The organism is Clostridium chromiireducens (assembly GCF_003575225.1).
GTDB lineage: Bacteria > Bacillota > Clostridia > Clostridiales > Clostridiaceae > Clostridium > Clostridium chromiireducens.
This window is the reverse complement of record NZ_QXDJ01000001.1, coordinates 403,566-419,066: the sequence shown is the minus strand read 5'-3', so window position 1 is coordinate 419,066 and position 15,501 is coordinate 403,566. Positions and strand designations below refer to the sequence as shown.

Annotated in this window: 12 protein-coding genes; 11 read left to right on the top strand and 1 reads right to left on the bottom strand. The window is 27.7% G+C overall.

Annotated features, from left to right (window positions below):
- Position 1 precedes the first annotated feature (1 nt).
- The 11 genes from D2A34_RS01735 to D2A34_RS01685 all read left to right on the top strand — a co-directional run bounded on the left by D2A34_RS01735 (position 2) and on the right by D2A34_RS01685 (position 13,176).
- Positions 2 to 1,630 carry a hypothetical protein gene (locus D2A34_RS01735; RefSeq protein ID WP_119365520.1) on the top strand — a complete coding sequence of 543 codons (1,629 nt, stop codon included), beginning with the start codon at positions 2 to 4 and terminating at the stop codon, positions 1,628 to 1,630.
- A 53-nt stretch (positions 1,631 to 1,683) separates the two neighbouring features.
- Positions 1,684 to 4,302, top strand: coding sequence for a hypothetical protein (locus tag D2A34_RS01730; protein ID WP_119365519.1), 2,619 nt, complete (start codon positions 1,684 to 1,686; stop codon positions 4,300 to 4,302).
- A gap of 74 nt (positions 4,303 to 4,376) precedes the next feature.
- Entirely contained in the window at positions 4,377 to 4,787 is a 411-nt protein-coding gene (locus D2A34_RS01725) for a GtrA family protein (protein WP_207669008.1), read from the top strand.
- Between the two features lie 28 nt (positions 4,788 to 4,815).
- A complete protein-coding gene (locus D2A34_RS01720; RefSeq protein WP_119365518.1) occupies positions 4,816 to 5,625 on the top strand; it encodes a glycosyltransferase family 2 protein in 810 nt (269 codons plus the stop codon).
- Between the two features lie 30 nt (positions 5,626 to 5,655).
- The gene (locus tag D2A34_RS01715) at positions 5,656 to 6,675 is read left to right on the top strand and encodes an NAD-dependent epimerase/dehydratase family protein (RefSeq protein WP_119365517.1); all 1,020 of its coding nucleotides are present in this window, start codon (positions 5,656 to 5,658) and stop codon (positions 6,673 to 6,675) included.
- A gap of 30 nt (positions 6,676 to 6,705) precedes the next feature.
- Positions 6,706 to 7,449 (top strand): sugar phosphate nucleotidyltransferase, encoded by a 744-nt coding sequence (locus D2A34_RS01710; protein WP_243128210.1) that lies wholly within the window; start codon positions 6,706 to 6,708, stop codon positions 7,447 to 7,449.
- On the top strand, positions 7,449 to 9,389 hold the full coding sequence (locus D2A34_RS01705; protein ID WP_243128208.1) for a lysylphosphatidylglycerol synthase transmembrane domain-containing protein: 1,941 nt from the start codon (positions 7,449 to 7,451) through the stop codon (positions 9,387 to 9,389). Before D2A34_RS01710 ends, D2A34_RS01705 begins: the two co-directional genes overlap by 1 nt.
- Positions 9,390 to 9,394: 5 nt before the next feature.
- On the top strand, positions 9,395 to 9,952 hold the full coding sequence (locus tag D2A34_RS01700; protein WP_119365516.1) for an HAD family hydrolase: 558 nt from the start codon (positions 9,395 to 9,397) through the stop codon (positions 9,950 to 9,952).
- Between the two features lie 136 nt (positions 9,953 to 10,088).
- Positions 10,089 to 11,192: an acyltransferase family protein gene (locus D2A34_RS01695; protein ID WP_182629289.1), complete on the top strand. Its 1,104-nt coding sequence runs from the start codon at positions 10,089 to 10,091 to the stop codon at positions 11,190 to 11,192.
- Between the two features lie 475 nt (positions 11,193 to 11,667).
- Positions 11,668 to 12,321: a DedA family protein gene (locus tag D2A34_RS01690; protein ID WP_119365514.1), complete on the top strand. Its 654-nt coding sequence runs from the start codon at positions 11,668 to 11,670 to the stop codon at positions 12,319 to 12,321.
- Between the two features lie 198 nt (positions 12,322 to 12,519).
- On the top strand, positions 12,520 to 13,176 hold the full coding sequence (locus tag D2A34_RS01685; RefSeq protein ID WP_119365513.1) for a LysM peptidoglycan-binding domain-containing protein: 657 nt from the start codon (positions 12,520 to 12,522) through the stop codon (positions 13,174 to 13,176).
- A 596-nt stretch (positions 13,177 to 13,772) separates the two neighbouring features.
- Here the strand turns inward: D2A34_RS01685 and D2A34_RS01680 are convergent.
- On the bottom strand, positions 13,773 to 15,086 hold the full coding sequence (locus D2A34_RS01680; RefSeq protein ID WP_119365512.1) for an aspartate kinase: 1,314 nt from the start codon (positions 15,084 to 15,086) through the stop codon (positions 13,773 to 13,775).
- Positions 15,087 to 15,501 lie beyond the last annotated feature (415 nt).

The window sequence follows — 15,501 nt, the reverse complement described above, 5'->3', positions numbered from 1 at the left end:
GGTGAATAACAAAAGGATTAATAAATATATACCAGAAATTTTGGCTTTAATACTTTATATGGTATGTATGATAATAATTATGTATTTTCATGAACCATGGTTTGATGAAGCGCAGGCATGGTTAATTGCAAGAGATGCTTCTTTAAAAGAAATATTATTTGTGTTGCCACATTATGAAGGGCATCCGCCTATTTGGCATTTAGTACTTCTACCTTTTGCTAAATTGGGTGCACCCTTTGAATTTAGTATTAAGTTAGTATCTCTTACCTTTTGTTCTATAGCTATGGGATTATTTATTTTTAAAGCACCTTTTAAAAGAATAGTTAAGTTGACAATACCTTTTACTTATTTCTTTTTTTATCAATATGGTGTAATAAGTAGGCCATATTGCATATTAATGCTAGGATTTATTCTTTGCTCAATGTTCTATAGAACAAAAGACGTTAAACCATTCAAATTTATTATTTCCTTAGGAATACTCTGTAGTGCAAGTGCTTATGGAATAATACTTTCTGCTGGAATTGCAATAGCTTGGTTAATTGAGATATTTTATAAGGATTTTTCAATAAATAGCATAAAGAAATTTTGTTATGATAAACGTTTTTTTGCCTTATTAATATTATTAATATTAAACTTAATGTTAGTAATAAGTATTATTCCCAAACCTGATACTTATGCGGTGGCTAATGTAGTGAAAAACAATGATTACATAAATAGATTTATTTACATGTTTTTTGTGCTGCCAGGAGATGCAACTTATTTAGATATATGCAATTATTTTACAACAAAGCTTGCATTGAATATTGACGCTGCTATAGGGATTGCTGGAAGCGGTATAATTAGTTTTCTATTAATTGCATTTACAAAAAGAAATAATAAATTATTAGTATTATTGTTACCATATAGTTTTATCGGGGTTTTTTCTACATTTGTATATTTTAATCCACATCATGTTGGTATTATTACAGAATTTTTTTTATTTATAGTCTGGATTTGTCATGAAGAGAAAAAAGAGAAAAATATCAACTTTCAATTTTTAAATAAATTAATTAGAGAAGAATCAGATATTCGATTATTAAATGGGATTCCAGCAGCTTTTTTTGGAATTATAATTTGCATATCAGTTATTTGGACAATAATGTCATCTGTAAATGAGATATATGTTCCATATGGATTAGGTAGAGATTTAGAAACGTTTATTAAAGAAAACAATCTAGATAAATATAATATTATGGCACAATGGAAACAGTATACTAATAATGAAACTAAAAAAATAGTAGTGGATACAAATTTAATTGGTGGTACAGACGCATTACCATACTTCGATAAAAATATATATTATGATTTAAATAATAATATACCTAATAAGTGTTTTGTAACTCATATGGTGGCAAATAATGATGAAAACATTGAGGAGTGGAAAAAGGTTGGCTTTCCGGATGTTATAATAGGATCACCCGATTTACGAATTGTATTTGGGAATTCACTTAGTTACAAAGATTATGTCTGCGTGCATGATGCAAAGGGAAACTATATTTGGAAATGGGGTGTAACTGATTATGACTATTTGGTTTATATTAGAAAAGATATTATTGATCGATTTCCGAATTTGAAAGAAATAAAGCCCTAATGTTTTAGGGTAAGCACTTATTGTATATAAAATTGAAAAAGGAGAAATGAACATTGATTATATCAAGTAAGGAAGGAATGGTTAAGAAAAGTTTTTGGGGCTCAGATACTTTTATGTTCATGCTAATAATAATTTTATCGATAGTTATCTTAAGTATTATTACATTCGCAAATCCAAATGTTTTTTTGGTGGATGATAATATACTTCAATGGGAACCAATTATTAATAAAAGTTTTGAAAATCTTTTCTCAAAGGGATATATTCCTTTTATAGACTTTTATCAGTATAAAATGTTTAACATTTTAGATCCAGGGTATTATTCATTAAATAATCCGATTATGCTGATTTCATATGTTTTGAGACGATTTATCTTTTCTTCGCACATAGGATCAATCAGTATATATATTTATATTATGTTTATGCTGGGAAATTCAGTTATGTATTTACTATTGAGACGGCTGAATATTTCAAAAATAAATACATGTATTGCGGTACTAGTATATAGTTCAGTTTCGCATTTTATCCATTATGGATTTTACTATTTTACTTTTAATAACTATTTTTTCATACCTTTTCTGATTTTGGTTATTTCGAGTTTTAATAAAAATAAGCTTAGTTATTTTGCTACTGGTATTTGTCTTGCATTCAGTTTGCTTTTAGGACATATTCAATATACATTTTACTATTATATGGTATATGCAATTATTATGATCTTTATGGCGTTTACATATAATAGGCGTTATATTATAATCATGCTGACTAATGTAATTGTCGGAATTATTCTTTCATCACCACAGCTTCTAGCTCTAGTATTAATATCGGGTAATCGTTCAGATGTAATACAAACGACAAGTGATTTTTTAAAAATTCCAATACTTTGGGATAATCTGATTATATTTTTTGCAATGCCTTTGTATCTATTTAGAGATGGTTATCAAATGATTTCTTCAGGAGGAGCTTTGCGTGACCAGTTAGACTATTTATCAGTTGTTTTTGGTTACTTTGGTGCTTTAGTACCTCTTTATGGTGTATTCATTTCAAATTATTTTAAGAAAATACAATGTTTTATTTATGAGAGTTTAAGGACTAATATGCTAAAACTAAGTGATAAACTTGTGAGAGGAAATATTTTTTTTGAATTTTTATGCTATATAAGTATATGTTTTTTGATGATATGGATTGTGGGGATAGCTAACATTGATGTTGTAAATAAATTAACTTTTTCTGCAGCTGTTTTAATCATTGCATTTGCTTTAGTTTTTATGAGGATTTCAAAAAGAACTGAAATAGAGAAGTGGGAAAAAGTGATTATTGCTTTCTTAATGATATATTATCCATTTGTTACTGCTGTAATTGCAATATACTATTTTATAAAAGATAAAATATGCGTGGGTAATGCTTTCCCTCTATTTGATGATCATAATGAAGATAAAAAAGCTGAAATCTTTAATAATCATATTATAATAGCGTGTGCAGTTGCTTCAATTTTTTTTATTCTTTTTTCTATAGGAAAATCAGGCATCATTGCAATTGTTTTATCAAAAATTCCTATAATAAATACATTTAGATTTCTTTATAAATGTGTGTTCATTTCTATTCCTCTTATGGTAATGCCAGCAGCTTTTGCACTAAATAATATTAAGAAAAAGAGAAAGAGTATTATTGCTTTTATAGTTGCACTTTCAATTATCGGAATTTCAAATTCATCCTATTTGATTAATAGTGGTATTCATACATACTTTAACAATGAAAGATATCCTTATAATAATGGGACAGATTATGCTAAAAATGTGCTTTCGAGGATTGATGAAATAGGTGCAGATAAAAACAACTATAGGTTTTTAGCAATAACTGAGGGCAACGAATCATTCGCAGAAAATTCATACATAGAAAGTTCTTCAGTGGACTTCTGCGATAAAATGACGAAAAACATGAGCACTATGGTCGGAGTATTTACTTTAGCGGGTTATGATAATACTTTCGCTAAGACGAGTTACAATCAAAGTAACTTAATACTAAGTGACATTAACCTTAATAATATGTACACAAATGCAGTGAATGGTCATGAAACATTTAGTAAATTCACCGATCTTGCCGACAATGATCCTAAGCTTAGAAAATTTTATTATCAGTTAAGGGATAATGCGGTAAAGTATTATTTATTTGATAAAGATGCAACGAATAGTTTAAATGCATTTAAGCGCTTATGTGATAAACTCCCAGAAGTAAGGATTATTCAGGAAGTTGATTTTGTGAATAATACAATTCTTATAGAAATCGATGGAGTTGATTCACTATGTAAAACAAATGGTAGTAAAAGTATTCCTTTGAACAGTGAGATGGATGAGCTTAATTTTGATCTTGGCAACGAACCAGCGGAATATGTTACGCTTTCGTTTACTTATAGCAAAAATTATAGAGCCATATTTACAGCTCCGGATGGTAATAAGAAAAAACTTAATGTGGTAGATGACGATTCTGGTTATACAAAAGTGATTACAGAAAATGTTGGAAAAGGGACAGTAACCTTGTATTATAATAATCAATTAGATAATCTGGTAATGTTTTTTTCAATAGTAATTTGTATTTTATTATTATGTATTATCATAATAATGCTTGTTGCTCAAACAGTGAATGAAAATAACAAGTTAACTAATTTTTCTAAAGGTTGAGTTAATATAAAGGAGTAAAATTTTAATTAATAGGAAGGGTATTTGGATTAAGGATGAGTATAAGAAAGCTACTTATGCAAATAAGTAAATTTTTGATTATTTCAGGCACAGGATGGCTAATAGATTTTTTGATTTATTTGTTGCTAGCAATAAAATTAAATTTCTATGTAGGATATTCTAATTTTATTAGTGGAATACCTGCACTAACTTTTGTATTCATGGTTTCCACAAGAAAAATTTTTGAATGTAATACTGATGGACTTAGTTTGAAAAGAAAGTATATTATATATTTTCTCTATCAAATGATTCTTATTATAATCATATCGTTATTTGGTCAAATTTTATATTCAATTATTAGTATTAGTAGTTTTAATAAAATAGTTATTATAAAAGAATACTCGAAAATTATCACAAAATTGATAATAACTCCAATAACAATGGTATTAAATTTTTGTGTAATGAAAATTTTATCTGAAAAATATTAAAATATATTCTACAGGAAAGGATAAAACGATGAAAGAAAAAATATTATTATTTATTCCAGGATATAATTGTGAAAAGCAAATTGTTCGTGTTTTAAATCAAGTTAATCATAGGATTCTGCAATATGTACATGAAATTATAATGGTTAATAATTTAAGTACAGATAATACAGAGCAAAAAGTAATAGAGTTCATTGAGCAACATCCGGAGATTCCTTTAAAACTTTTTAGAAATGACCATAATTATGGATTAGGAGGTTCACATAAAACGGCATTTAACTATGCTATAGATAATAAATTTGATTATGTAATTGTGCTACATGGAGATGATCAAGGCAATATTTATGATTTAGTTCCAATTTTGGAAAATGAAACTTATAAGAAATATGATTGCTGTTTAGGTTCTAGATTTATGAAGGGATCTAAATTGGAGGGATACTCTAAAATTAGAATTTATGGAAATATAGTTTTCAATTTCTTATTTTCATTAGTTGTTAGAAAAAGGATATACGATTTAGGTTCTGGTTTAAACATGTATAGTATTAGTATGCTTCGTAGCAAGTTCTATGTAAGATTTCCAGATAATTTAATATTTAATGATTGCATGATTTTGGCATCAGATTACTATAAACACAATGTGGTATTTTTTCCGATTTCATGGAGAGAGGAGGATCAAGTATCTAATGTAAAGATGATTGGATTATGCGTTGGTCTTTTAAATATGGCGATTAAGTATTTTATAAAGAAACGAGAATTTATAAAATCTGAGATGAGAGAAGAAGTAAGGGAGGAATATAAAGCAAAAGTTATTTATGAAGGAAGAGAAGAAGTAAAACTTTAATAAGTTAGTATATTTAGGGGGGAAATAACTATGAGCAAAATATTGATTACAGGGGCAGCAGGATTTATTGGTTCCCAATTGGCATATAGATTATGGAAAGAGGGAAATGAATTGATACTTATTGATAACTTTTCATATGGTTCAAAAGATAACTTGATTTTTTTAGATCATGATTTTACGAATGAAGTTATTAATATGGACATCCGTGATAAAGAGGGGATGAGGAAAATTTTATCAAAGGAAAGTGTTGAGTATATATATCATATAGCCGGAATTGCTCCATTGCCAGATTGTCAAACTGATCCTCAGGAAGCCATTGATGTTAATGTTGGTGGAACTGTAAATATATTGGAAAGTGCTAGGAGATTCGGAGCTAAAAAGATTATATTTGCAAGTACAAATGCTATATATGAAAATGTAAAAGACTTCCCAACTAATGAGAATAAATTTGATTTACCAACATTAATATACCCAAATACGAAATATGTTGCTGAACGTTTTTGTGAATCTTATTGCAATACATATGGAATGAACATTACTTGCCTTAGATTTGCTAATGTCTATGGACCCCATATTGATTGTGTAAGGAAACAGCCACCTTTTATAGGTTATATGATAAGAGAATTATTTTATGATAGGGTGCCAGTCTTTCACTCGGATGGTAAACAAAGAAGGGACTATATATATGTTGAAGATTTAATAGATTTAGCTTTATCAGTACAAAAAAGTGATGGATTCGACTGTGTAAATGTATCATCAAATCAAAACTATTCTGTAAATGAATTATATAATATTGCATGTAAACTTATGAATAAAAATATTAAAGCTAAATATATGACTTCTGGTGAGTATTGGAGAAAATATCCGGAATTATATGAAGGCGCTTATCCAATTAAAAATGAGATATTAGAGCATGAAGTAAATAAATATTCGTTGTGTGATAACTCTTATGCTAAAGAAAAATATAATTGGGAACCAAAGGTTTCTATTGAGGAAGGTCTAAAAAATTCTATTGAGTATGAAATTGATTTATTATTAAAGTTAGTATAAATTAAATTTTGGGGTATAGGAGAGTTGGAAGTGAATAATCGAATAAATCTAATTATGCCAATGGCAGGTAAGGGGTCGCGTTTTAGTAAGAACGGCTTTGAATTTCCGAAACCATTAATTGAAATTAATGGAAAACCGTTTTTTTATTGGGCTACTCAATCAATAAGAAAATTTATTGAATTGAAAAGCATAATTTTTGTTGTCTTAGAAGAACATATTGAAAGATTTAGTATTGATAAAGAGATAATGAGGTATTTTCCGGAAGCAAAAATTAAAGTTATACCTGAAGTTTTAAATGGAGCAGTACTTACATGTATTGAAGGCATTAAAGATATTAATAATGGATATCCAATAATATTTAATGACTGTGATCATCTATTTATTAGTCAATCTTTTTATGATTATTGTAATAAGGGTGGGTTATCTAAAGTAGATGGAGCGTTACTAACATTTAAATCTAATGAGTCTAAATTTAGCTATTTAGAATGTGATAGACATGGACATGTAATTAGAACTGTTGAAAAAGTAGTAATTAGTAATGATGCTATTTGTGGAACTTATTGTTTCAAAAATAAAAGTATATTTATGGATTCAGCACAAGAATATTTAAGAGTGTGCAATTATAATGAATACTTTGTAAGTGGGATATATAATGTTATGGCTGAAAGAGGAAAAATAGTTAATATGTTCACTGTAGATAAGCATTTATCATTTGGAACACCAGAAGAATATAATATTGCATTAGATTCAAAGGATTTTGAGGTACTTTTATAATGAAGTATTTTATTTTGATTCTGGCAATTTCAATGTTACTCTTAGGGCATTATTTTAAAATGTTAAGGTGGAGACAATTTGTTCAGATATATGAAAAACCACAAAATGATGTTTTATTAAAGTCTTTAACAATTGGATATATGGTGAATTTTTGTTTACCATTTCGAATTGGAGATTTAATTAGAAGTATCTATGCAGGAAGAAAAATGAAAAATGGAATCTGCTTCTCTATAGCAACAGTAATTGTCGATAAATATTTAGATATTATTGCCGTGGGATTTTTATTTCTAATATTCTATTTGGGGAGTTTCCCAAAAGTTACTTTATTGTATTCTTTATTATTTTATATTGGATTGTCTGTGATCGTATTATTTTTTTCTATATTAGCGATAAAGTATAGTAAGCATTTAAAAATTTTCACTAAAAAAATTAGTTCGATTTTTGATGATGAAATAGAATTAAATTTACTGTATTTTTCATGGTCGATTATTTCTGTATTTAAAGATATGTATAAAAAGGTTAATAGGAAGAAGTTAATTTATAATACAGTTTTAATGTGGCTATGGTACATTACCTCATATTATTTATTTGCTGTATTTTTGTCAACTTTTCAAAGTGCTGTAAAATTAATAGATATTTTTAATTTATTGTTTAATAGTAATAATATTTTTATGTCTACAATAAGAATTTCACATGTATCAAGTAATTTGATATTACAATTTCCTTTAATTATGGGGTTGTATATTTTAACTCCTTTGATTATTTTATACATAATCTCTATCTATAAAACTAAAGTTAGTGGTACATTAGCAGAGAATAATGATGAACAATTGGATGTGAAATATTTGAAAATTTTGCCACATGTTAATAAAAATGAGAAATTGGAATTTTTAGAAGCCTATTTTTCGGGATTGGATAGAGAGTATTTCAAAAAGTATATGGAAATCAATAGAGATATATCTATAATAAACGATTATTCAGCGGGTTCAAATGCCACTACAATGCTTTGTACAAACGGTAAACAAAGCTTTTTTAGAAAATATGCATTTGGCGATGCTGGAGAAAAATTATATGAGCAGATTAGATGGCTACATGAACATGAGAATTTCTTATCACTTCCTAAAATTATTTCTGAGGGTAGAGGAAAAGGGTATTGCTATTATGATATGCTATATGATAATTCATATGTTGGATTTTTTAACTATGTTCATTCGATGTCAATAGAAGATAGTTGGAGCATTATGAAGAAGACCTTGAATGAGTTGGAAAAAAAATTGTATTATCTTAATAATAGAAGAGCTGATAAGGATACAATAAAAAAATATATAGACACTAAAGTTATACAAAATATTGAGAAAATAAAAAGAACAAAGTTATTGAAAACTTTAATTGAGTATGATGAATTGATTATAAATGGTACAAGATATAAAAACTTAAACTATTTTTCTAAGTATCTCACATTTGAATATTTATATGATGTTTTTAAGGAAGATATATACTCTGATATTCATGGGGATTTAACAATTGAAAATCTAATTTGTAGGAGGAATGGTGTTTACAAAGAAGATTTTTATATAATTGATCCTAATACAGGAAATTTACATGATTCATCTAATTTAGATTATTCAAAGTTACTACAATCTTTGCATGGTGGATATGAATTCTTAATGAATACTAGGAATGTTGATATTACCAAGAATAATATTAACTACTTATATATAAAATCTTCTGCATATAATGAATTATATGAAAGGTATAAAAAATTTTTAAACAAGAAGTTTACCTATAATAAGGTTAAAAGTATATTTTTTCATGAAATAATACATTGGTTGAGACTTATGCCATATAAGATTGAAATTGATAGTAAAAGGGCATCTGTATTCTATGCAGGTTTAATTATAGTTATAAATGAAGTGATAAAAATGTATGAGGAGAATTAATTAGTATGAAAAAAAAGTTGGCGATATTTGATTTAGATGGGACACTATTTGATACAAAGGATGTGAATTTTTCATCATATAAGTATGCATTGGAAAAATATAATTATAATCTAGAATATGAATACTTTTGCAAAGAATGTTACGGAATGAGTTACGAGAGGTTTTTGCCTGAAATACTAAAAGATGATAAAGTTTCAATACATGATATACATAAACTGAAAAAGGCGTTATATCCATCTAATCTAGGACAGGCTAAAATTAATGAACACTTATTTAATATTATAGAATTGCTTAAAGAAAAATATTTTTTGGCTATTGTTACAACAGCTTCTAGAAAAAACTGTATAGAGATATTAAAATATTTCAGAAAGCATGATTTATTTGATTTAATTATATCTTATGATGATGTGGTACATGTAAAGCCTAATCCAGAAGGCTTTATAAAAGCAATGAAATTTTTTAATATTGAACCTGGACAAACTATAATTTTTGAGGATTCCTCAGTTGGGATAGAAGCAGCTGAAAAAAGTGGAGCTGGTGTTTTCGTTGTAAATAAATTCTAAAAATAGGAATTTTGTTTAGTGTTACTGTAATTCAATTGACTTATTTAAATAAGTAGGAGTTTATAAATATCTAAAATTATAATTAGTGATGTATATTAATAAACAATAATAGTATTATGTTAGAAGGTGTATGAATTTGGATGACTTTAAGGTTAAGTACCATATTAATCAGAATAATCCTAGAGAGGATTATATGGATATTGTAAAATCATTAGGTATTATACTTGTTGTTATGGCACATGTACAATCACCTGGTAAAAATATGATTTTCTTATTTCATATGCCTTTATTTTTCTTTGTGTCCGGATATTTTTATAAAGATAAGTATTCAGATAATCTAGAACTTTTAATTAAAAAGAGATTTAAATTGCTTTATATTCCATTTGTTAAATATGAGTTGATATTTTTAGTTCTACATAATGCATTTGTAAATTTGGGTCTTTATAATAGTTATGAAAATGAAGCTATTAAAATGTATTCTAGCACTGATTTTATAATAAATATATTTAAAGTTCTTACATTCAATGGGACAGAAGTACTAATAATTCCTTTGTGGTTTTTACCGGTTTTGTTTTTCACAAACATAATCTTTTGTTTAATTAACCGGTATTTTAAATCAAAATGGATTAGGTGTTTGATAATAGCAACCCTTTTTATTTTAGGAGTTAAATTAAAGTATTGGGATACAAATATGAAATTTAATAATTTTTGTCCAGAAACAATTAATATATCGCTTGTTGCTTTGACATTTTTCTATATTGGATATTTATATAATAAATATAAAAAATACATAAATCTTAATTTTTTTATTGCATTACTGTCATTTGCTGTGTTGGTGATAAGTGGGAAAAATAATATTACTGTTGATATGAGATTAAATTCATATACAAATCCAATCATGCTAATTCCGGATGCTTTATGTGGAGTCTATTTGCTAATATTTATATCAAAAAAAATATGTGATTTAAATATAAATATATCATTGCTAAAATATATTGGAAGAAATACAATTCCTATTTTAGCTTTACAATATATCAGTTTTAAATTAATAAATTTAATACAAATCATAATGTACGGGTTACCAAGAATTAGGTTAGGAGACTTGGGGCCAATAAATCCTAGTAGTTTTTGGTGGCTTATTTTTACTATTATTGGGATGTTAGTGCCTATTATAATTTTCTATATTAGCAATTTATTTAAGGGAGCGCTTTATTTTTTACATAGATCATTACATATTTAGAAGTAGATATAGATTTGTGAGTAAATAACTTGTTAATCAGTGGGGGATTTTGAAAAGTAAGAGATATTTTTGCATTCATGTTAATATATCGTTAAAAATAGTAATATTCATAGTCATTCAATAGTTTAAAGGAAAAATCGCTTTTGCAAAAATAGAATGTATGTAGATAGATAGACTAAATTAAAATAATTTAGCTATACTTTTTAAATGATATTTTTAATAAAATCTTAATTTTACTTTGTCGATTAATAATGTATAATAACCATATATGATTAAGTTTCACTTATCCAGGAGCGTGCAGCCGTTATCTCCCACTTAAGCAGACATCTCAAATCTGTGATTTGATGATGGTCCCTTACTCTGTGAGTACTCATCTGACTTTAGGAAGAGGAGTTTCATATATTGTGGGAGTGTTACGGATGCTAGCTATCGGATTAAGATATTAGCGTAATAATTTATATATGGGAGGAAACAAATGAGTACACTTAGTTATCTAATAGATATATTTTTACACCTTGATAGGTACTTAGGCATGGTGATAAATAATTATGGCACTGAAACGTATTTAATACTGTTTGCGATAATTTTTTTGGAAACAGGTCTAGTAGTAACACCATTTTTGCCAGGAGATTCTTTAATATTTGCTGCTGCGGCTTTCGCTGCTATGGGTATGCTTAACATATACATATTAATTGGGATTTTGATTGTAGCAGCAATTTTAGGAGATACGGCAAACTATGAAATAGGAAGAATTTTTGGAGAAAAACTTATTAAGCTGCGTGGTGGGAAACTAATAAAGAAAGAACACCTTGATAAAACTAATAGGTTCTATGAAAAGCATGGTGGAAAGACAATAATCTTTGCGAGATTTATTCCAATAGTTCGTACCCTGGCACCATTTGTAGCTGGAATAGGAAAGATGCAATATAGACACTTTATTTCCTTCAATGCAATCGGTGGAATTGTGTGGGTATTAGGAGTATCTGCCTTAGGATATTTCTTTGGAGCTATTCCAATAATTAAAAATAATTTTGAATTTGTAATTATAGCAATAATATTAATCTCGGTATTGCCAGTAGTTATTGAATTCTTAAAAAGTAAAACAAAAAAAGCTGATCAAACAGTTTAAAAAAAAGGCCTAATTAGGGAGTGGAAAGACTCTTTAATTAGGCTTTTAACTTAAAATGGATTGGATTGTATGATATTTATTTATGTTAAAAAGTAAATGTGGAAATATATTACATAATCTAACTAAAAGCTGAATATAATGATTTTTATATGACAATACTTCTAAGAATAATAAAATATTACTGGAGGTAATCATATAATGACTAAAAAACTAATGCCATTAATAGTAATACTGTGTATATTTGCAGCTTTGCTATTGCCTGCCACATTTTACAAAATCGAAAAATCAACAACTTCATCAACTGAAAGTAAAAACAAAAATATTAATACTGATATTTCCACAGAATCTGCTGATACCACTAGGCAAATAAAGACAGATTCTAAAAATGAAAGTTCAAATAAGAGTGTACCAAATATGGTAGCAAATGACACGCAAGTTGTTAAGGAGCAAAAGACTAACAGTGAAATTAGAAAAACTGATATTGATACATCTAACTATTTGAGAAGCTTACGGTGCATTAGTTATAAATTGAAATCAGGAGAAACTTTAACAGATATTGCTAGAAAATATGAAAGTACTTGCAATTTAAACAGTACAATTAAGATGATAAAATCAATTAATAAAATTGAAGATGCAAATACTATAGATTCCAAAACTGTTTTGAATATACCAGAAAGCACAATTAAAACTGGAAAAATGTATACTGTAGTTGAAGGTGATACGTGGTATAAAGTAGCTAATGAAAATTATCCCCAATATACAGCTGAATCCGTAATGAAGCTCTTGGTATATATAAATAATTTGCCAAATAATGATCTACCTCTAGGAGGAAGAATTTTTTTACCAGCTATATAGAAAAGAACATTTTTTGTTAATACTAAGGTATGTAACATAAATTTTAAGATATTGGTTAGGTCTAAATGCTATATAGTTATAGATTAACAATCATATCTTAAAATTATACATTATCAGAAAGAAGGATACATTTTTGTGAAGCGTTGCGATGAAAATATCACTATAGGAATTTCTTCATTAGAAGCTGTTCAATTTCTACTTGTAACACAAGTGAAAGGCCAAATATTTCATAAGGATATGGATATTTACTAAAAATTTTCTGTATTTTCTGCAAGCGGTATTGCTAACCGAAAATATAGAAAAATACTTGCATTAATATTACATTATTTTAAGCTTACCACTAAACTAGAAAGGGACCATATGTTTTTGCGTAGTGTTCATCTGAAGATTTTGTTGGCTGTGATTCTAGATTATAAGTTGTTCCAAATGTGCTTGTTCAAAGCTTAGTCTTTGAAGCAAGCACTTTGGATGCAACTTATAATCATAGAATTACCCATCAAAATCTTCAGAGAACCGTAGCAAACACATATAGTCCCTTTCGGTTGTTTATAAGTAACTTTAAAATATCACAACACTGCAAGTATTGAGTTATTTTACTAGTTAAATGCGTTATATATTGCAGCTATTCCTTTTTCAAAGTCATCATTTTCAACACCAACTAAAATATTCATTTCACTAGAACCTTGATCGATCATTCTAATGTTGATTTCAGCAGTTGAAAGAGCTGTAAATATCTTAGCAGCAGTTCCTCTTTGTTTAGCCATTCCACGTCCAACAGTTGCTATCATAGCCATGTTTGGATGAATTTCTATACTGTCAGGATTGCATGCTCTTTTTATTTCTTCAACAACAACTTCTTTTTTATTCTTTAATTGTGAGTCTTGAATTACAAAACATACAGTATCTATTCCAGAAGGCATATTTTCAAATGAAATATTATGCTGTTCAAGTATTGATAAAATTTTTCTACAGAAACCAAGTTCTGAATTCATTGATGCTTTAGCTATTGAGATTACTGTGAAATCTTTTTTACCAGCTATACCTGTTACAGTTGTTGGCTTCATTGAACCATCTGTATCTTTCACGATGAAAGTACCTTCATCCTGAGGTCTGTTTGTATTTTTTATATTTATTGGAATTCCAACTTCTCTTACTGGGAATATTGCATCTTCATGTAATACAGAAGCACCCATATAAGAAAGTTCTCTAAGTTCTGTATAAGTTATTTTGCTTATTGGTTTTGGATTATCAATTATTCTAGGATCTGCCATTAAAAATCCTGAAACGTCAGTCCAATTTTCATAAAGATCAGCATTGATGCTTGCAGCAACTAAAGCTCCTGTTACGTCAGAACCACCTCTTGAGAATGTGATTATATTACCGTCTTTATCTGCTCCATAAAATCCTGGAATTACTGCTTTAGATATCTTAGATAATTTAAAGTGTAGAGCTGAATTTGTTGCAGCAGTATCTAAAGAACTATCAGCATTAAAGATCATAACATCTTTAGCATCTATAAATTCGAAACCTAAATAGTTTGCAAGGATTAGTCCGTTTAGGTATTCACCTCTACTTGCAGCGTAGTCACTTGAAGCCCCTTCTTCAAGATCTTTTTTTATGATATCTAAGTGTTCACTAATATCAAAGTCTAAATTTAAGTCATTAACAATACTGCAATATCTATCTCTTATATGATTAAAAACATCATCAAAAGATATCCCAGTAGAAACATGGGCGTGACAGAGGTATAATAAGTCTGTTATTTTGGAATCTTTAGAATTTCTTTTTCCAGGTGCAGAAGGAACTACATATCTTCTTTCTTCATTAGAAAATATTATTTCCTTTACCTTTCTAAATTGACTAGCATCTGCTAGTGAGCTTCCACCAAATTTTGTTACAATAGTATTCATAATAATAGCCCCCATATTTTCATATATTTTATAAAGTGAATCTTAGTTAAACTTATCTAGGGTCGTACCAATGTCACAGTGGCTTGACATCAGATAAATTTTACATCTTAGATTGTAGCAATTTATCAAAAAATGTTCAAGAGAATTATTGATAATAGAAATAATTAGTATTATTATTTCTAAAATATAGTATATTAAATATGTATAAATTGTGAAAGTTATGGGATAAGCACCAGAGAGAAATTATTGACACTAAAAGTATTAATATATATAATTAATGTAAGGATTTAATAATTTATGACGATGAAGTCACAAAAAATGATTTTTTGTGACTTCATTTTTTTTATATTATTGCAGTAATTTTTTATATGTATAATGTAAAATATATATTTAAAGATTACTTTGGTAATAATAA

Bases quoted from the DNA above. Each gene is read 5' to 3' on its own strand.
- D2A34_RS01725 (WP_207669008.1), top strand. From the start codon at position 4,377: ATGCAAATAAGTAAATTTTTGATTATTTCAGGCACAGGATGGCTAATA.
- D2A34_RS01720 (WP_119365518.1), top strand. From the start codon at position 4,816: ATGAAAGAAAAAATATTATTATTTATTCCAGGATATAATTGTGAAAAG.
- D2A34_RS01715 (WP_119365517.1), top strand. From the start codon at position 5,656: ATGAGCAAAATATTGATTACAGGGGCAGCAGGATTTATTGGTTCCCAA.
- D2A34_RS01705 (WP_243128208.1), top strand. From the start codon at position 7,449: ATGAAGTATTTTATTTTGATTCTGGCAATTTCAATGTTACTCTTAGGG.
- D2A34_RS01700 (WP_119365516.1), top strand. From the start codon at position 9,395: ATGAAAAAAAAGTTGGCGATATTTGATTTAGATGGGACACTATTTGAT.
- D2A34_RS01690 (WP_119365514.1), top strand. From the start codon at position 11,668: ATGAGTACACTTAGTTATCTAATAGATATATTTTTACACCTTGATAGG.
- D2A34_RS01685 (WP_119365513.1), top strand. From the start codon at position 12,520: ATGACTAAAAAACTAATGCCATTAATAGTAATACTGTGTATATTTGCA.
- D2A34_RS01680 (WP_119365512.1), bottom strand. From the start codon at position 15,086: ATGAATACTATTGTAACAAAATTTGGTGGAAGCTCACTAGCAGATGCT.